The organism is Erwinia papayae (assembly GCF_058241465.1).
In genome coordinates this window covers 1,504,077-1,521,859 of record NZ_JBZCHT010000009.1, presented here as the reverse complement: position 1 = coordinate 1,521,859, position 17,783 = coordinate 1,504,077, and the positions used below count along the sequence as shown (strand labels likewise).

The following is a 17,783-nucleotide window of genomic DNA, read 5'->3' as shown; positions in this document are numbered from 1 at the left end:
GGCGCTATACAGGCCAAACCATTTTATAAAGATGGTACATGTCAATCGCTTCAGAGCGGATCTGATTAAGTAAGCTAGCTGTTGGCCTGACAACAATCCAGTATGTACCTGGTGGAATAGCTGCTTTCTCTATGTCAGAGCAGTTGGGCTGATTGATGAACCGGTCAATACCTGACAAAACGTCATAGGAACCGACGCCATAGCATTCCAGTTTCAGGTTTTTACCATCCTTTGAAAGCTTTCCATAATCCATTTGGCAAATTTGTACTTCTGCGCTCCTGTTGGAAGTCATTCAAACCATAACTTACTGTCAGTTCACACTTATAAATTAATCATAACCTGGCTGGCAGTCGTTATTACTCAAGAAAGTTACACTGGCCTGGTGTGGCATCGAAATGTAATACATATGGCTAAGGTGTTACCTTTGGACGTGGTTATGATATGAAGCACAGATCTGCCGCAGAAATTATTGCTGATTTAACCTTTGCAGGTATCCCACTGAATTAAGCGAAAAAATAGCCGGAGGCGATTATAAAAGTCATTGCGCGCCAGCGATTTCGTAAAAATAACAAAGGCTCTACGATTGAATTAACCGAACCTCAACAGCTGAGGCTGTTCGAAAAAGTCTATGCCAGATATGTAAAAGATTCTATCCACTTTTATAACAAATATGAAAAACAGGATTCGGTTTTATGGAATAAACTGCACAGGACGCTTCAAAAGGTATTTGTTGATATAAAATATCAGGGGGTATTAAGGCAGGGGAATGGTTGCTGTTTTTGGAAGGGGAAATAAAAATGATTTCATTACATTAATAAAAAATGACCCAACTCTTTTCAGGGGTGAAGTAGCCAGAGGGTGTATTAAATTCATACAGGAAAATATGAAATGAAAAAATATCATTTAATGGTAATATTTCTCTTTGCAATGTTTGTATCGGGTGTATGGTCCAGTGCGAAAGATAATAATCTTCCCTGTATGGGTTTTTCGCACAAGGTTGATGTTTCCGAGTGTATGTTTGATCTGGCTGAAAGTAAAAAAGAAGCCTACACAAAGGAATACAAAGTTTATCTCGGAACCATTACCACCAAAGAAGAACGGCCTTATGATAAGGTGGTTATTGCAAAGCTGGTAAGAGAGGCCAGAAAAAACTGGGACATCTATAATGAGAAGGAGTGCCGTGCGGAAGCTTCAGTATATGATGAATATTCTTATGGCTTCAATGATAGATACAATACCTGCCTGATAAAAAATTATGATGAAAGAATAAAATATGACAGAGAAAATAAATTTTAAACTTACTTTAAGATTCTGACGCTTCAGATGACAGGGAAAAACTGACAAATCCCCGTCATTTCGTCGCGTACGCGCGCGTTGTCCTGTAAATACCCGGGCAGGAACAAGAACATCATCATTAAATCGACGTTCGGTCACACCTGTTAACTGATTATGGCTATTTCTGGTTAGGGTGTCTTTTGTCCTGAATGAAAATTAAGCAGGCGCGTAAATTATTTCACTGCAATAAAGGGAACACTGCTGTCCGGGAGCATCGTTGCAGGCAATTTTCCATCCCAGCGCTCAGCGGCGGTAAGCGCTGTCAACTGGGAGTTATTTTGCAGTGCTTCGGCCCTTAGCCGGATGGCCTCAGCTTCGGCCGCTCCTTTTAATTTGATTGACTCCGCTGCAGCCTTTGCTGAAACCAGCTGACTGTCCGCCAGCGCCTGTGCCTGAGTTACCGCGATTTGCGCTTCAATTCTGGCTGTTTCAAGATTTTGTTTATGGGTGGCAATAGCCACTTCGGCTTTCATCCGATCTTCTATTGAATTTTCATAATCTGCGGAGAAGTTGATCCCTTCAATCTGTACGCTGTCGATTATTACCGGGCCGGTGATATTTTTTTTCAACGCATTCTGCACGTCCTGAATGAGCGTTTGCCGATGCTGAATCGCACTCAGCGCCGTATGCTGTCCAAAAATGATTTCAACCTGTGCAGGTATTTTTCGCGCAATCAGACGCTCCTTAAGGCTTTCAACGGTTAAATAGGAGGTATAAAGATTTCTCACTTCCGATGAGGGGATATGAAAATTGACGGAGACAGAGAGGGTGGCAGGCTGCTGATCGCGGCTGTAGGATTGAATGTTTTCAAATAACATTGCCTGCTTCTGAATAGAAATTTTATGGACTTTTTCAATCAGGGGGATTTTGAAGCCAAGTCCCGGATCTGTCACCCTGATGATTTTTCCATATCGTAACAGCACACCCCTTTCGCCCTCGCTGATGGTGAAACATCCGCTGAGAACCAGGACCAGAGTAATAAATAGTATACCGGGAATGATAATTCTTTTTTTGTTTCGTTCCAACATGAAAGCTCCTTTTTATATTGGTGTCGGTTCAGCTTTTGGTGTTTACTTCATTGTTTTGCTGCTGGCATCGTAATCAATATCGTGGTGAACTGGATTGTAATGCAGGAAAGAAGAGAGGTGTGTATTTTTTGCGTAAATCTCACTTTATTGCATGTGATATTACCGCCTGTATTGTTTCTGTGATTTCCGGGTAATGCAAAAAATAGCTGATTGATGATGAAACAGTTGCCGAAATTCAGCGTAAAGGTAGCAGGCGTTATTCAGGTCAGAAGCAGAATCAATCGCTGGTTACAGAAAATCTGAAGGAGTATTTATCCATGAAAGGAAGCAAGGCAGGAAAATTCAACGTGTATGCTATTCCCTTCTCAGCGATGATTATTGGCGTTGCATTGATCTTTGCTGCCCTGATTGAACAGGGATTGATATTGCAACCCGCCGGGAGTCTGGCAAAAGGTCAGGTCATAGCGACGTCATCGGGACACGTTAACCTTGGAACCATCTATGCCGAAAATAAAATGCTCGATGTTATTCTTACCACCAGCCAGAAATCCGGACAGGAGATGATACTCATGTCGCTAACAGGAATAAATCCATGGGATTACGAGGCGTTAATTGGTGAAGCGTTAAAAAAAAACATCATTACCAGTAAGGCAGGTTATAAAGTTCAGTACAGTATGAAAGGAGATATTGATAATGTTACCCTGGCCTCTGAGGGGGAATTGGTGGTTAAAACATACATTAAATATCAGACAGAATATCAGCCAGATTTTGACTATTCGATTATTGCCAGAAAATATAAGCTGCCCATAAACGAACCTGTTAAAAGCTTCACAGTGAAAAAAGTTAAAAGAATTGTGGATAACAGTCAGAAACAATATAAAAAAAACATGTTCCTCGTCGGCGATAATGATGACAGAAAAAGCAGGCGCAACGCTGACTGATTTCAGGCGGCGCCGATCAACAATCCTTAACTACTGGCGGGATTTAATCCTGCCGGTGAGCACGACAGGGTTGCCAGAAAAATGACAAAGCTGTCATATTTTTCCGGCGTTGTTGTGAATATCACCGCGTTGGAACACGCCTTTCTGGTCGCTTTTCCTTTCTCAGTTTCTGCTTCTCTTTCTTTAGCAACGAGTGCTAATATGCCGCCGCCTGAAAAGTATACGCCGGTATCAGAGTTTTTTTTAGCTGAACAATGCGGAAACCCTCCGCCTGAAAATCCCTAACGTCATTTACAGGATTCGAATGAACAATAAACCGGCCTGGGCCTTACTGGCTGCTGTGCTGACATTAACGGGCTGCGCCCGCACTGAGCCGGTTCGCAATATCAATCAGACAGTTTCCAGCCAGTACAGTAGCGAACAAATCAAAAATGCTATTTTGCAGGCCGGTATGTCACGTCAGTGGATGATGCAAGTGGCAGGGCCGGGAGTGATTACCGGTCAACTGGCGCAACGCGGTCATCAGGCTGATATCCGTGTGACTTATGGCAAAGGTCACTACAGCATTGATTATGTAGGAAGTGATAACCTGCGCGCTGATAAAGGCCAGATTCATCGCAGTTATAACCGCTGGGTAAACAATCTGGACCACGATATCCGCTTTTATTTGTCTGCGCAGACCGGCAATTAAGCGCAGTGCCGTCAGGCGAAAAATTTTATCAGCAACTGGAAGTAAAGATACGGCTCCGCAGGCCGACAATCTGATTAACGTTAACGCTTCAACATTGGGTGGCCGCTCGCAAATACGGTCAAATCCGAGTGCTAACCGGGTTGGGCGGACGTTATGCTGTGCGAATTGCCCGTGCAGTATGAATACCAGATTGCCCAGAGAAGATTTGAAGTATGAAATTAGCTTTTTCACTCTGTGACTGGCAGGCAAGTGCTCCTGGCCTTGCCGGACTGGCTGACTGGCAACAGTGGGCCACGAAGTCTCCCGCCATTGACGAAACTTTGCCGCTGGCTAAAGCACAACATCTGCCAATGATGACCGCACGCCGGCTCTCCAGCGGCAGTCGCGCCGCAGTGGAATGCGGTCTGGCCCTGATAAAACGTCAGCCAGTGGATGCCGTGGTCTTTACCAGCCGTCACGGAGAGCTGGAGCGTAATTTGCGCATTTTAACGTCACTGGCAAAGGAGGAGGGCCTGTCTCCGACTGACTTTGCCATGTCGGTACACAATGCCGCCGTTGGCAGCCTGACCATCGCTGCGGCCTTGCCACTGGTCAGTACTTCTCTTGCTGCCGGGGCAGACTCCTTTCAGCAGGGGCTGCTTGAAGTGGCCACTCTGCACTCTGCGGGATATCAACAGGTATTGCTGGTGGATTTGACGGCGCAATCCCGCCATTTTATCAGCACTATCTGCCCGAAGGAGCATTGCACAGTCCTTATGCGGTGGCATTGTTGCTGCGCCAGGGAACAGACTGCCGCTGCCAGGCCATTCCGTCAGAAGACCAAACCTCAGACGTTTTGCCACAAAGCCTGCTCTTTTTACATGCCTGGTTACGACGAGAACGGTCATTTGTGGTGACCGGCGATCGCTTTCACTGGCAGTGGGAGTGTCAGTATGGCTGAATCTCCTCCACGCCGGTCTTCAGTCGCATCTGCGTTAAACCGGCTGTGGCGCATTATGATGACAGGTTTCTGTTTTACGCTGTTCGGCGTGGGTGGCTTAATGCTGTCGCTGGTGTGGTTCAATTTGTTACTGATTTTTCAGCGTGATATACAGCGTCGCAGGCAACTGGCCCGCCGCAGTATTTCGTTCAGCTTCCGTTTTTTTCTGCGCACCACCCGGGCAACAGGCGTGCTGGATTACCGTATCGAAGGAGCCGAAATGCTCAGAAGCGACCGCCGCTGCCTGGTAGTGGCAAATCATCCTTCCCTGATCGACTACGTCATGCTGGCCTCGGTCATGCCGGACGCGGACTGCCTGGTTAAGGCGGATTTACAGCGCAATGTCTTTATCTGTGGGGTGATACGAGCCGCCAACTATCTGGTCAACAGTCAGGCAGAAACCCTGTTGCCCGACTGCCAGCAGCGCCTGGATAACGGTGATGCCATTATTCTTTTCCCTGAAGGCACCCGCACACGCTATGGCGAACCACTCAGGCTACAGCGTGGGGCGGCGAATATTGCCGTGCGTTGCGGCTGTGATTTACGTATCGTGCGTATCAGTTGCAGCCAGAGAATGCTGGACAAACAGAGTCGATGGTATCAGGCACCGCCGGAAAAACCGCTGTTCACCGTCAGGGTGGGCGAACGGATCGACAGCCAGCAATTTCTGGCCGGGAATGAAGATGCACAGCCGCTGGCCGCCCGGCATCTGACCCAATTTTTACAGCAAACATTAACACCACAATAATTATTCGGAATCAGGTATGGAACAGCTGATAGTTGAATTAAAACAGATGATCATCGACACCCTCAATCTTGAAGAGATTACGGTGGCGGAGATTGACAGTGATGCACCTTTGTTTGGTGACGGGCTGGGTCTGGATTCCATTGATGCACTTGAGCTGGGGCTGGCAGTGAAAAATCGCTATGGCGTGATCCTTTCAGCTGAAAGCGAAGAGATGCGTCAGCATTTTTACTCCGTCGCCACGCTGGCGTCTTTTATTCAGGCCCGGCGCAAGCTGGGTGCCTGAACCAACACCTGCGAGAGAGTTATGGACAAGAATCAAATCAATCAGGAAGTTACCGATCTGTTGGTAAAACTTTTTGAACTTGATGCTGCTGATATCACCCCGGAATCCCGTCTTTATGAAGATCTGGAGCTGGACAGCATCGATGCAGTGGACATGGTGGTCCATCTGCAAAAGCGAACCGGAAAAAAAATCAGGCCGGAGATGTTCAGAAGTGTTCGCACCGTGCAGGACGTGGTGGACGCTGTTGAACAACTGATCCACGAAAGCTGAAGCGAATTTTACGCGGGTGCAAAGGTTAAAACATACAGCCAGTGTGCTGCTGATGGTTGCCTGGCCGATAGTTATCTGGCTGGCGCTGACCCACTCGGGCTGGCGCTGGCTGCTGCCGCTGGCCGCCGTAATGTTTATTCTGCGACTGATGATGCTCAACGGCGGTAAAGGGGTATTAGCGCTGGCCGGAAGAGGCGTGGCGCTGATCGGCGTTTTGCTCAGCGTGGCCAGCCTGTTGCTGAGTAATTACCACCTGTTGTTGTGGTATCCGGTGGTGGTTAATGCAGGAATGCTCTTGCTGTTTGGCTGCTCACTGTTTTCTGCCATGCCGCTGGTCGAACGGCTTGCCCGTCTGCGGGAACCGGAACTGTCGGCGGATGGCATTGCCTGGACACGGCAGGTCACCCGCGTCTGGTGCCTGTTTTTCATTTTCAATGGCAGCGTCGCGCTGGCGACCTGCCTGTCAAATAATCTTCTCTGGTGGACGTGGTGGAACGGGCTGATCGGTTATCTGTTGATGGGGCTGTTGATGGCAGGTGAATGGCTGTTGCGCCAGCGTCTGATGAAGCAGACATGAGCGGCACCGTCACAGCCACCGGCGACTGGTTGTCACTGGCCGGGGATGCGGCGATCGCCCAACGGGGAGCGCTGATACTGGGCAGATCGCAGTGGCGGCAACAGATCGTCAGCCTGGGGCAGCGCCTGCTCTCACGGCCTGAATCGCGCTGGGCGCTCTGTTTTGACGACAGCTACCTGTTCAGCGTTGCGCTGCTCGCCACACTGCATGCCGGTAAAGTGCCGGTCATCCCGGGACACTGCCGTCAGTCATTGCTACAGGAGCAGGCGGATGAGTTTGATGCGTTGCTGTGTGACCAGCCGCTGTCGCTTGATTGTCCGGTCTGGCCGCTTAATGAGGCAGTCCAGGCACAGCCTGACGGGACAAAAGCTGCGGCGTTAGCGGGTGACGCGTTACTGCCGCCGATAGCCGCAGATGCCTGCATTATTCTGTTTACATCCGGTTCTACGGGCAAACCGCGAAAAGTCAGTCGTCCGGTAAGCTGTCTGGATGAAGAGGCCCGCTGGCTGGCCGGGCTGTGGGGGGAACGTTTACTGAACTGTACCTTTGTCGCCTCGGTCAGTCATCAACACCTGTATGGTCTGACTTTTCGTATTATTCTGCCGCTGGCGTTAGGACAGCCCTTTGACAGTCGCCAGATTGCTTACAGTGAGCAACTCCCGGCTCTTGATAGCGCTCAGCGTTATGTTTTTATCACCAGTCCGGCATTTATCCGTCGTCTGGACACCGGATTACCGGCTCCGGCCTGCCAGCTGATTGTCTCCGCTGGTGGCGTGTTACCCCGGGCGGAGGCGCAAAGAGCCGCGGCCTGGTTTCAACAGCCGGTGGCGGAGATTTACGGCAGCACCGAAACCGGCGTACTGGCAACACGCATCGCCACCGCTGAAAACCGCTGCTGGCAGCCGTTCAGCCAGGTGCAGTTTTCAGCCGAAAACCAGCACTGGCGGGTGCGCTCACCGCTCATCCCGCATGCTGAGGGGCTGTTGCTGGATGATCGACTGACGTTCAGCAGTACAGGTTTTGAGCTGGGTGAACGTCATGACCGGACGGTTAAAATTGAAGACAAACGCGTTTCGCTCAGTGATATTGAGCGACGGCTGCTGGCCCTGCCTGGCGTGCAGGATGCGGCGGCGCTGGTGATCAGTCGCCCCGGACGCAGCAGTATCGGGGTGGTGCTGGCGCTGGAAAGCGTTTTCAGTGAGGTCGCGCTGAAACAATTAAAACGCCAGTGGGGGGAGGAACTGAAGCGCTGGCTGGAGCCGGTCGCCATCCCCCGTTACTGGCGTGTGGTCGACACTATTCCGCAAAACAGTCAGAGCAAACGTGCCTGGCCGCAGATACAGGAGTTATTTCATGCTGCCCGTTGAATTGAGTTGTCAGCAACAGGATGGACAGGCGCAGATCCTGCTTCGTGTTGATGCTGAGCTGTTCTGGTTTCGCGGCCATTTTCCCGACCAGCCCATTCTGCCCGGTGTTGCGCAACTGGACTGGGTGATGCACTACGGTTGCAGGTTGCTGGCGCAGGGAAAGGTCTTTTCGGCCATTGAAAACATCAAGTTTCAGCAACCGGTATTACCGGCCAGTCAACTGCTGCTGACGCTCAACTGGAACGCGGCAAAAAACGGGTTGCTGTTCAGCTATCAGACTGCCGACACGCCTGAAGCGCAGCGCGTCAGCAGCGGGAAGATTCTGTTGTGTTAGCGGAACAGGCGCGCCCGACGGACGCCGTGGATTTCAGCCCCTGCGTGGTGATCCCCTGTTACAACCACGGCGCAACAATGGCTGCGGTGCTGCAACGGCTGGCACCTTTTGCACTGCCGGTATTCATCGTTGATGATGGCAGCGACGAAACGACGCAACAACAGCTTGCCGCGCTCAGCGACGAGCGAACCGTGCTAATCCGACTGCCACACAATCAGGGTAAAGGCGTGGCGGTGGTGCGGGCATTGCAGGCAGCGGCGGCGGCAGGGTTCAGTCATGCCGTGCAGCTGGATGCTGATGGGCAGCATCAGATTGAAGACTGCGCACGACTGCTGGCAGAAGCCCGACGTTACCCTGAATGTCTGATTTCGGGCCAGCCGATTTATGACAACTCCATCCCCAAATCCCGGCTTTATGGCCGCTATATCACCCACTTCTGGGTCTGGATTGAGACGCTGTCATTTTCCATCAAAGACAGCATGTGTGGCTTTCGCGTCTATCCGCTGCAACCCACGCTGGCGCTGGTAGAGGAACAGCCCGTCGGGCGGCGAATGGACTTTGACACTGAAGTGATGGTCAGGCTGTGGTGGCGTGGCACCACCAGTCGCTTTGTGCCCACCCGTGTCACCTACCCGGCGGATGGGCTGTCGCACTTTGATGCGTTGTACGACAACCTGCGGATTTCCTGGATGCACACCCGATTGTTCTTTGGCATGGTGCGGCGCATCCCCCTGTTGCTGAAAAATCGGCCTGACAAACACTGGGCGGGTGTGCAGGAGCGTAAAGGGCTGACGGGCCTGAAACTGATGCTGGCGGTCTGGCAGTATGCCGGACGCATCCCTTTTACCTTGTTGTTGTGGCCGGTTGTCGGCTTCTACTGGTTAAGCGGCGGCCCTCAGCGCACCGCCTCGCGGCAATGGCTGCGCACGATAAAGCGCTATGCAACAGCGCATCAGCGGGATCTGCCCGCTGGCCGCTACACCAGCTTTCACCATTTCCTGCGTTTCGGGGAATCGATGCTGGAGAAAATGGCCAGCTGGCAGGGCTCGCTGCGCTGGGGGAAAGATATCGATTTTGCGCCGGGAGCAGAAGTCGCGCTTGACGCCGACAAACCGGGTGGCCGGTTGATCCTCGCCTCCCATCTTGGGGATATCGAAGCCTGTCGTGCGCTGGCCCGGCAGAAAAGTGGGCTGGTGATTAATGCGTTGGTGTTTACTGATAACGCCAGGCGCTTTCGCCAGCTGATGGATGAAATCGCCCCGCAGGCCGCCAGCCAGCTGATCCCGGTTACCGACATCGGACCGGAGACGGCCATGGTGATCCAGCAAAAGCTGGACGCGGGGGAGTGGATAGCCATCGTCGGCGATCGCACGGCGGTGAACCGCCAGCGCGGCGGCGTGCGGCGGGTAATATGGAGTGATTTTTTGGGTAAACCCGCGCCGTTTCCGCAGGGACCCTTCGTGCTGGCTGCGGCGCTGCGTTGCCCGGTGCTGTTAATGTTTGCGCTGCGTGAGCAGGGAAAATTGCAGCTGCATTGCGAACCTTTTGCCGAACCGCTGCTGTTACCCCGAGGCAACCGGCAGGCCTGTCTGCAACAGGCGGTGGATCGCTATGCCTCCAGGCTGGAACATTACGCCATGCGGGCCCCGCTGGACTGGTTTAACTTTTTTGATTTCTGGCAGTTGCCGGAACAGACACAACAGCATGATAAGGAGTAACGGTGTTAAACGACCCGCGTTTATCTGTGGAAGTTGAGCTGTGCATTCCGTTTCACGACGTGGATGCAATGGGCGTGGTCTGGCATGGCAATTATTTCCGCTATTTTGAGATTGCCCGCGAGGCGCTGTTGGCGAAATTCAACTACGGCTACCGGGAAATGAAAGCCTCAGGCTGGCTGTGGCCGGTGGTGGATACCCGGGTAAAATACCGCGCGGCATTAACTTTTGAGCAGCGCATTCGCGTTCGCGCCACGGTTGAAGAGGTGGAAAACCGTCTGCGTATTGCCTATCAGATTTTCGATCTGCACAGCGGTCAGCGCACCACCACCGGTTACACCATTCAGGTGGCCGTGGAGGAGGGCAGCCAGACGCTGAGTTTTGTCTCGCCGCCGGTTCTTTTTGAACGACTGGGAGTGACCCCATGATCAGATGGTTGTTAAGCGGGCTGCTGATGTGCAGCGCAGCGGTGCAGGCCGTCACGCTGGAAGAGCTGCAACAGCGTTTCGGCAGCCAGACGCAGGTACGGGCGGACTATACGCAGCTACGCACCATTAAAGGCATTTCACAGCCGTTGAAGTCTGACGGCAGCATGTTGATTGCTCAGCAGAAAGGATTGTGGTGGCATCAGGCCAGGCCCTTCCCGATGACGCTGGTGCTGGACGACAGGCGGATGGTGCAGGTGATGAACAACCAGCCGCCGCAAATCATCACCGCTGACAGTAATCCGCATATGTTCCAGTTCAGTCATCTGCTGCGGGCCTTGTTCCGGGCTGACCGTGCGGTGCTGGAGCAAAATTTCAGGCTGGATTTTCACTCTGTTGACCAGCAGAAATGGCGTCTGGTGCTGACACCGAAAACCTCGCCGCTGGATAAGCTGTTTAACACCATCACCCTGCAAGGGGCTGAGTATCTGGAGCAGATCCAGCTTAACGACCGCCAGGGCGACAACACGGACATCGTACTGCGCAATCAGCGTCTGCAACCGGCCGGTCTGAGCGCAGAGGAGCAGCAACGCTTTGTTTTCTGAACATCCGCGCAGGCTGGCAACGGGCTGGCTGGCAGTCTGCCTGCTGATGCTGGTAACGCTGGCAACAGGCTGGCCGAAGGCGACCATCAACAGCAGCGTGCTGGCGCTGCTCCCTTCGCAGACCCTGGGTGAGGTGCCCGCCGAACTGCAACAGGGTTTTATGCAGCGGCTGGACAGGCAGCTGGTCTGGCTGGTCAGTGCGGGCGAGCGCCCGGATGCTGCCGTTGCCGCCTGGTATCAACAACAGCTTGCCGCTTTGCCGTTACTGCGCAACGTACAGGGAGTAATGGATGCCGGACGTCAGCAGGCGTGGGGGCAGTTCGCCTGGCAGCACCGCAACGCGCTGATTGATCCGGCGACGCGGCTCAGGCTTCAGGACGGGGGCGCAGCGCAGGCAGACTGGGTGCTGGCGCAGCTCTATTCTGCTTTCGCGGGCGTCAGTGGCCGGGAGTTAACACAGGACCCGCTGCTGTTGGTGCGCGGGGCGCAGCTTGCCATACAGCAGAACAGTGGCCAGATGGGGCTGAGTGGCGGCTGGCTGACCACCACCGATAAACAGGGCAGGGTCTGGTATTTTCTGCACGCAGAACTGAACGGCGATTCCTTCGATATGCAACAAAGTCATGCACTGGTCAGCCAGCTGGCGGAGTTGAAAAGTCGTTTACAGCAGCGGTGGCCGCAGGCGCAGCTGCTGTCACGCGGTACGGTCTGGTTCAGTGACTATGCCAGCCAGCAGGCGCGTCATGACGTTTCCACGCTGGGGGTGGTGACCATCGCGGGCGTGTTACTGCTGGTGTTCGCTGCGTTTCGTTCATTCCGGCCGCTGTTGCTCTGTGCGCTTTCGGTGGCAGTGGGGGCCGTTGCCGGACTTACTGTGACGCTGCTGGTGTTTGGTGAACTGCACCTGATGACCCTGGTGATGAGCCTCAGCATCGTCGGTATTTCGGCAGATTACACCCTCTACTATCTCACCGAGCGTATGGTACACGGCGCTCAGGCTACCCCGGTGCAAAGTATGCAGAAAGTCGTTCGCGCGCTGCTGCTGGCGCTGGGCACCACGGCCATCGCCTGGCTGATTATGGTTTTTGCGCCTTTCCCCGGTATCAGGCAGCTGGCGGTCTTCGCTGCCGCAGGATTGACCGCTTCCTGCCTGACGGTAATTTGCTGGTATCCGCTGCTGGTCAGAGGCCTGCCGGTGCGTCCTGTCCCTGCGCTCTGGCTGCTGGCTCGCTGGCTGTCAGCCTGGCGGCGAAAGGCCGCGCTGCGTATTGGACTGCCGCTGATGATAGCCGTCATCGGCATTGCCGGGCTGCTGAGGTTACAGGTGAATGATGATATTGCGCAGTTACAAACGCTGTCGCCTGAACTGCTGGCGCAGGAGCGGCAGGTGACCCGGCTGACCGGTCAGAGCGCAGATCAGACCTGGATGGTGGTGTACGGCGCTACGCCGGAACAGACGCTGCAACGACTGGAAGCGCTGGCACCGCAGCTGGCCCATGCCAGAGCGCAGCACTGGTTGCGGGAATATCGCCTGCTACCTCTCTCCTCGCTGGCGCAACAGCAGCGCGACAGGGTGCTGCTGCAACAGGCCGCGCCGGCCGTGACGGCCCGTCTGCAACAGGCGGGGGTGCCGGTCGGCGCTGTCGATCTGAACGCGATGGCTCTCAGTCCGCAACAATGGCTGGACAGCCCTAACAGTGAGGGCTGGCGTTTACTGTGGCTGACACTGGCCGACGGGCGCAGTGGCGTGCTGGTTCCGGTGAGCGGGGCCAGCAACAGTGCCGCGCTGGCTGAGCTGGCCGCCTCGCTGCCCGGCGTCAGTTGGGTCGATCGTAAAGCGACGTTTGATCAGCTGTTTGCATTTTATCGTGCGCTGCTGAGCTGGCTGCTTGGCGTGGCACTGCTGGCGATTGCCCTCAGCTATATGCTGCGTCTGGGGGTGCGACAGGGGGTAACCTGCGTGTTACCTTCGGTGCTCTCGCTGGGGGGCGGACTGGCTGCGCTGGCGCTCTCAGGCCATCCACTGAACCTGTTTTCACTGCTGGCGCTGGTGCTGGTACTGGGCATCGGTATCAACTACACCCTGTTTTTCAGCAATCCCCGTGGTACAGCAATCACCTCACTGCTGGCGGTAACGCTGGCGATGAGTACCACCTTGCTGACCTTAGGTATGCTGGTGTTCAGCCAGACTCAGGCCGTCGCCAGCTTTGGTATTGTGTTGTGCAGCGGTATTTTTAGCGCATTTTTACTGGCACCGCTGGCGATGCCGTCCGCGAGGAAGAAAAGATGAGAATGACAATACTGCTGTTGCTGACCCTGACCTGGCTCACAGGCTGTGCCACTCGACCGGACAACAGTACGCCGCAGGCGTGGTTAAAACCTGGCGTGCGGGTCAGCCTGCCCGTGCCGGAGAACGCCGTGCCGTTCAGTCAACAGCAACTGTTGACCGGCACTTTTAAAGGCAAACAGCAGTCGCTGCTGGTCTTGTTGAATGTTGAACGGCAGCAGCTGGTGCTGGCCGGACTCTCTCCGCTGGGGATCCGCCTGTTTCAGGTGCGCTATGATCCTCAGGGGATCCACAGCGAACAGTCAGTGGTGCTGCCGGAAATGCCACCGGCCAGCCAGGTACTGGCCGATATTATGCTCAGTCACTGGCCGGTATCCGCCTGGCAACCGCTTCTGCCAGCGGGCTGGACGCTGACCGACAGCGGTGACCGTCGACAACTTATGGATAATCACGGTGCGCCGGTTGCTGAAATTCGCTATCTGCAACGTGGAGCGCAGCGTCAACCGGTGAGTATCCGACAGTTCGCTTTTGGCTATTTCATCACTATTCAATCTCTGGATTCACAATGATCTACATTGCGGCGGTCGGCATGCTCAGTGCGCTGGGCAACGATATGGCAGAAACTGCCAGCAATCTGTCGCAGGGAATAGCGCCGGGGATGGGGCCGGACAGCGGCTGGCTGCTGCATGGCCGATCCTGCTGGACAGGGCGGGTCAATGCTCCATTGCCAGCGATCGGCGGCGAGCTGGCGGCGCACAGCTGCCGTAATAATCAGCTGCTGCTGGCGGCGCTGGCGCAAATCCGCCCGGAGGTTGATCAGGCCATCGCACGTTTTGGCCATCAGAGGGTGGCGGTGGTGCTGGGCACCAGCACGGCGGGGCTGGACGAAGCTGATGGCTTTGTTTCCGGCTGGGTGGAGAATTATCACTATTTCAGGCAGGAGCTGGGCGATCCATCCCGCTTTCTGGCGCAATACCTTCAGCTGACCGGTCCGGCCTATACCCTGTCAACGGCCTGCTCCTCTAGCGCCAGAGCGCTGATCAGTGGTAAAAGGCTGATCGAAAGTGGGCTGGCTGATGTGGCGATTGTCGGCGGTGCAGATACCCTCAGCCGGATGCCGCTGAACGGTTTTGACAGCCTGGAGTCGCTCTCACCCGGTCGCTGTGCGCCTTTCAGCACTGAGCGTGATGGGATTACCATCGGCGAAGGGGCCGCGTTGATGCTGCTGACCCGTGAACCACAGGCGGTGGCAGTGTGCGGTACGGGCGAGTCCTCGGATGCTTATCATATGTCGGCACCGCATCCGCAGGGCGATGGCGCGGAACGGGCTATCAGCATGGCGCTGCAACAGGCGGGGCTGGAACCCGGCGCGCTGGGTTATATCAATCTGCATGGCACCGCCACCCGCCTCAATGACCAGATGGAAGCGGCGGTGATCGGCAGGTTGTTCGGTGAAGCGGTGCCCTGTAGCTCAACCAAACATCTGACCGGACATACGCTGGGGGCCGCAGGAATTTGTGAGGCGGCACTGTGCTGGCTGCTGCTGAGCGGTGATATCCCGCTGCCTGCTCAGGATTTCAGCGACGCTGAACCGGACGAAAGCCTTGCCGCCTGTGGGTTGCTGCTTTGCCCCGCACCGCTGGCGCGACCTTTTGTGATGAGTAATTCCTTTGCTTTTGGTGGTAACAACACCTGTCTGATACTGGGAAAGTATGATGGTTAACTACAACGCGGCGGCGGCATACCTGCCCCATGATACGCCAATGGTGTTGCTGGATGAGGTGGTGAGCGTTGATGACGACAGTGCCTGCTGTCTTGCCAGAGTCAGGGCTGACGGGGCGCTTGCGCCGTTTCTTGACCGCCGGGGGGAACTGCCAGGCTGGTTTGGTATTGAGATTATCGCCCAGACTGTTGGCGTCTGGTCTGGCTGGCACGGACGGCAGCTCAGTGACACAAAACCTGATCCGGGGATGCTGCTGGGGGCACGCGGCTATCGTTGCCAGCAGCCCTGTTTCCCCGCCGGCGCTGAACTGACGGTCAGTATCACCTTACTGATGCGTGACGAAAAAATTGGCAGCTTCGAGGGGCTGATCACCATTAACGGTGAGCGCTGGGCCAGCGGCAGACTGAACACCTGGCAGCCGTCCAGGCAACAATTACAACAACTTTTGCAACAGGGTAAAAACAGATGACGCGTTCCGTTCTGGTCACCGGTGCCAGCAAGGGTATTGGCAGGGCGATAGCCCTGCAACTGGCCGCCGATGGCTTTACGCTGGTGGTGCATTATCACCGTGACAAAGCAGGGGCAGAGGAGACGCTGCGCCAGATCGTTCAGTCAGGTGGATGCGGACGCTGCCTGGGCTTTGATATTGCCGATCGCCAGCAGTGCCGTGAGCGTCTGGACGCGGATATCGCCGCGCACGGGGCGTATTACGGTGTGGTCAGCAACGCCGGTATCGCTCGGGATGGGGCTTTTCCGGCGCTAAGTGATGAGGACTGGGACAGCGTTATCCATACCAATCTCGACAGTTTTTACCATGTCATTCATCCCTGCATTATGCCGATGATTGGCCTGCGGCGGGGAGGGCGCATCATCACTCTCTCCTCCGTCTCCGGGCTGATGGGCAACCGGGGACAGGTGAATTACAGCGCGGCGAAGGCAGGGATTATCGGTGCGACCAAAGCGCTGGCCATTGAACTGGCGAAGCGCAAAATCACCGTTAACTGCATTGCGCCGGGACTGATTGACACCGGGATGACCGATATGGAACCGCAGGCGAAGGAAGAAGTGATGAAAATGATCCCGATGAAACGAATGGGGCAGGCGGAGGAAGTGGCGGGGCTGGCGAGCTATCTGATGTCGGACAAGGCCGCTTACGTCACCCGGCAGGTGATTTCAATCAACGGAGGCATGTTCTGATGCGTCGCGTGGTGGTAACCGGCATGGGCGGGGTGACGGCTTTTGGTCAGCGCTGGTCGCAGGTGGCAGAGAAGATCCTCAGCGGACGCAACGCGGTGCGAAAAATGCCGGAATGGCAGGTGTATCAGGGCTTAAACACCCTGCTGGGCGCGCCGGTGGATGATTTCATCCTGCCGGAGCACTACACCCGCAAGCGCATCCGCTCGATGGGACGGGTTTCCCTGCTGGCTACCCGCGCCAGCGAACTGGCACTGGAGCAGGCAGGCTTGCTGGCCCACCCGGTGCTGACCAGCGGTGAAACCGGCATTGCCTTCGGCTCATCTACCGGCAGCACCGGCCCGGTCAGTGAGTTCGCCACCATGCTGACGGAGAAGCACACCAACAACATCACCGGCACCACCTACGTACAGATGATGCCGCGCACCACGGCGGTTAACAGCGGTCTGTTTTTTGGTCTGCGTGGCCGGGTTATCCCCACCTCCAGCGCCTGTACGTCCGGCAGCCAGGCAATTGGCTATGCCTGGGAGGCAATCCGTCACGGATACCAGACGGTGATGGTGGCGGGCGGCGCGGAGGAGCTTTGTCCTTCTGAAGCGGCGGTATTTGATACGCTGTTTGCCACCAGTCAACGTAACGATGCGCCACAGACCACCCCGTCACCTTTTGATCAGGCGCGGGATGGTCTGGTGATTGGCGAAGGTGCCGGAACGCTGATCCTTGAAGAGCTGCAACATGCGCTGGCGCGTGGCGCAACGATTTATGCCGAGATGGTAGGATTTGCCACCAACTGCGATGCGGCGCACATCACCCAGCCTCAGCGGGAAACCATGCAAATCTGTATGGAGAAAGCCTTGCAGATAGCGGATTTAGAGCCAGAACAGATTGGCTACATCAACGCCCATGGCACCGCTACCGATCGCGGTGATGTGGCGGAAAGCCTGGCGACGGCGGCAATTTTTGGCAACCGTACGCCCATCTCATCATTGAAAAGCTATTTCGGGCACACCCTGGGGGCCTGTGGCGCGCTGGAAGCGTGGATGAGCATAGAGATGATGCACGCCGGATGGTTTGCGCCCACGCTGAATCTAAACCGGCCGGCAGAGGATTGTGGCGAGCTGGATTACATTATGCATCAGCCGCGTGTGCTGCAAACGGACTACATTCAGTCGAACAATTTTGCTTTCGGCGGCATTAACACTTCACTTATTTTTCGCCGTTATGCGCAGTGAAACCCTCCGTCGCAGCGGCGCGGTCGGCTAAAATCTTTTCCCGCGTCCT

The 17,783-nt window shown here is 55.0% G+C and carries 23 protein-coding genes and 1 pseudogene; 22 read left to right on the top strand and 2 right to left on the bottom strand.

What is annotated here, in order from left to right:
• Positions 1–4: 4 nt before the first annotated feature.
• Positions 5–253 (bottom strand): tlde1 domain-containing protein, encoded by a 249-nt coding sequence (locus tag AC3RPL_RS12005; RefSeq protein ID WP_490740186.1) that lies wholly within the window; start codon positions 251–253, stop codon positions 5–7.
• Positions 254–441: 188 nt separating this feature from the next.
• Here AC3RPL_RS12005 and AC3RPL_RS12000 point away from each other — a divergent pair, with 188 nt between their 5' ends.
• From AC3RPL_RS12000 to AC3RPL_RS11990, 3 genes are all read left to right on the top strand, one after another.
• Entirely contained in the window at positions 442–507 is a 66-nt protein-coding gene (locus AC3RPL_RS12000; RefSeq protein ID WP_490740688.1) for a hypothetical protein, read from the top strand.
• 21 nt (positions 508–528) lie between these two features.
• Positions 529–795, top strand: a complete 267-nt coding sequence (locus AC3RPL_RS11995) for a DUF8812 domain-containing protein (RefSeq protein ID WP_490740687.1) — start codon at positions 529–531, stop codon at positions 793–795.
• A 93-nt stretch (positions 796–888) separates the two neighbouring features.
• The gene (locus AC3RPL_RS11990) at positions 889–1,296 is read left to right on the top strand and encodes a lysozyme inhibitor LprI family protein (RefSeq protein ID WP_490740185.1); all 408 of its coding nucleotides are present in this window, start codon (positions 889–891) and stop codon (positions 1,294–1,296) included.
• 212 nt (positions 1,297–1,508) lie between these two features.
• Here the strand turns inward: AC3RPL_RS11990 and AC3RPL_RS11985 are convergent, their stop codons facing one another.
• Positions 1,509–2,363 (bottom strand): SPFH domain-containing protein, encoded by an 855-nt coding sequence (locus AC3RPL_RS11985; protein WP_490740184.1) that lies wholly within the window; start codon positions 2,361–2,363, stop codon positions 1,509–1,511.
• 317 nt (positions 2,364–2,680) lie between these two features.
• Here AC3RPL_RS11985 and AC3RPL_RS11980 point away from each other — a divergent pair, with 317 nt between their 5' ends.
• From AC3RPL_RS11980 to AC3RPL_RS11890, 19 genes and pseudogenes are all read left to right on the top strand, one after another.
• A complete protein-coding gene (locus tag AC3RPL_RS11980) occupies positions 2,681–3,304 on the top strand; it encodes a hypothetical protein (RefSeq protein ID WP_490740183.1) in 624 nt (207 codons plus the stop codon).
• Positions 3,305–3,385: 81 nt separating this feature from the next.
• The gene (locus tag AC3RPL_RS11975; RefSeq protein ID WP_490740182.1) at positions 3,386–3,589 is read left to right on the top strand and encodes a hypothetical protein; all 204 of its coding nucleotides are present in this window, start codon (positions 3,386–3,388) and stop codon (positions 3,587–3,589) included.
• Positions 3,590–3,608: 19 nt separating this feature from the next.
• A complete protein-coding gene (locus tag AC3RPL_RS11970; RefSeq protein WP_490740181.1) occupies positions 3,609–3,995 on the top strand; it encodes a hypothetical protein in 387 nt (128 codons plus the stop codon).
• A 320-nt stretch (positions 3,996–4,315) separates the two neighbouring features.
• Positions 4,316–4,935 (top strand): annotated as a pseudogene (locus AC3RPL_RS11965) (beta-ketoacyl synthase chain length factor).
• Positions 4,928–5,722, top strand: a complete 795-nt coding sequence (locus tag AC3RPL_RS11960; RefSeq protein WP_490740180.1) for a lysophospholipid acyltransferase family protein — start codon at positions 4,928–4,930, stop codon at positions 5,720–5,722. Before AC3RPL_RS11965 ends, AC3RPL_RS11960 begins: the two are co-directional and overlap by 8 nt.
• 16 nt (positions 5,723–5,738) lie before the next feature.
• A complete protein-coding gene (locus tag AC3RPL_RS11955) occupies positions 5,739–6,005 on the top strand; it encodes a phosphopantetheine-binding protein (RefSeq protein WP_490740179.1) in 267 nt (88 codons plus the stop codon).
• A gap of 21 nt (positions 6,006–6,026) precedes the next feature.
• A complete protein-coding gene (locus tag AC3RPL_RS11950; RefSeq protein WP_490740178.1) occupies positions 6,027–6,275 on the top strand; it encodes an acyl carrier protein in 249 nt (82 codons plus the stop codon).
• Between the two features lie 16 nt (positions 6,276–6,291).
• A complete protein-coding gene (locus AC3RPL_RS11945) occupies positions 6,292–6,852 on the top strand; it encodes a COG4648 family protein (protein ID WP_490740177.1) in 561 nt (186 codons plus the stop codon).
• Complete coding sequence (locus tag AC3RPL_RS11940) at positions 6,816–8,219, top strand: AMP-binding protein (protein ID WP_490740175.1); 1,404 nt, start codon at positions 6,816–6,818, stop codon at positions 8,217–8,219. Before AC3RPL_RS11945 ends, AC3RPL_RS11940 begins: the two co-directional genes overlap by 37 nt.
• Positions 8,206–8,553: a 3-hydroxyacyl-ACP dehydratase FabZ family protein gene (locus tag AC3RPL_RS11935; protein WP_490740174.1), complete on the top strand. Its 348-nt coding sequence runs from the start codon at positions 8,206–8,208 to the stop codon at positions 8,551–8,553. The genes AC3RPL_RS11940 and AC3RPL_RS11935 overlap by 14 nt, the downstream gene beginning before the upstream one ends.
• Positions 8,547–10,271 (top strand): glycosyltransferase family 2 protein, encoded by a 1,725-nt coding sequence (locus AC3RPL_RS11930; RefSeq protein ID WP_490740173.1) that lies wholly within the window; start codon positions 8,547–8,549, stop codon positions 10,269–10,271. The genes AC3RPL_RS11935 and AC3RPL_RS11930 overlap by 7 nt, the downstream gene beginning before the upstream one ends.
• A 2-nt stretch (positions 10,272–10,273) precedes the next feature.
• Positions 10,274–10,696, top strand: coding sequence for an acyl-CoA thioesterase (locus tag AC3RPL_RS11925; protein ID WP_490740172.1), 423 nt, complete (start codon positions 10,274–10,276; stop codon positions 10,694–10,696).
• The gene (locus AC3RPL_RS11920) at positions 10,693–11,298 is read left to right on the top strand and encodes a LolA family protein (RefSeq protein WP_490740171.1); all 606 of its coding nucleotides are present in this window, start codon (positions 10,693–10,695) and stop codon (positions 11,296–11,298) included. Before AC3RPL_RS11925 ends, AC3RPL_RS11920 begins: the two co-directional genes overlap by 4 nt.
• 46 nt (positions 11,299–11,344) lie before the next feature.
• Complete coding sequence (locus AC3RPL_RS11915; protein WP_490740686.1) at positions 11,345–13,588, top strand: MMPL family transporter; 2,244 nt, start codon at positions 11,345–11,347, stop codon at positions 13,586–13,588.
• Positions 13,585–14,154, top strand: coding sequence for a DUF3261 domain-containing protein (locus AC3RPL_RS11910; RefSeq protein ID WP_490740170.1), 570 nt, complete (start codon positions 13,585–13,587; stop codon positions 14,152–14,154). Before AC3RPL_RS11915 ends, AC3RPL_RS11910 begins: the two co-directional genes overlap by 4 nt.
• Positions 14,151–15,308: a beta-ketoacyl-[acyl-carrier-protein] synthase family protein gene (locus AC3RPL_RS11905; protein WP_490740169.1), complete on the top strand. Its 1,158-nt coding sequence runs from the start codon at positions 14,151–14,153 to the stop codon at positions 15,306–15,308. The genes AC3RPL_RS11910 and AC3RPL_RS11905 overlap by 4 nt, the downstream gene beginning before the upstream one ends.
• Positions 15,301–15,777 carry a hotdog family protein gene (locus AC3RPL_RS11900; protein WP_490740685.1) on the top strand — a complete coding sequence of 159 codons (477 nt, stop codon included), beginning with the start codon at positions 15,301–15,303 and terminating at the stop codon, positions 15,775–15,777. The genes AC3RPL_RS11905 and AC3RPL_RS11900 overlap by 8 nt, the downstream gene beginning before the upstream one ends.
• Positions 15,774–16,505, top strand: coding sequence for a 3-ketoacyl-ACP reductase FabG2 (locus AC3RPL_RS11895; protein WP_490740168.1), 732 nt, complete (start codon positions 15,774–15,776; stop codon positions 16,503–16,505). Before AC3RPL_RS11900 ends, AC3RPL_RS11895 begins: the two co-directional genes overlap by 4 nt.
• Positions 16,505–17,734, top strand: a complete 1,230-nt coding sequence (locus AC3RPL_RS11890; RefSeq protein WP_490740167.1) for a beta-ketoacyl-ACP synthase — start codon at positions 16,505–16,507, stop codon at positions 17,732–17,734. The genes AC3RPL_RS11895 and AC3RPL_RS11890 overlap by 1 nt, the downstream gene beginning before the upstream one ends.
• Positions 17,735–17,783: the final 49 nt, after the last annotated feature.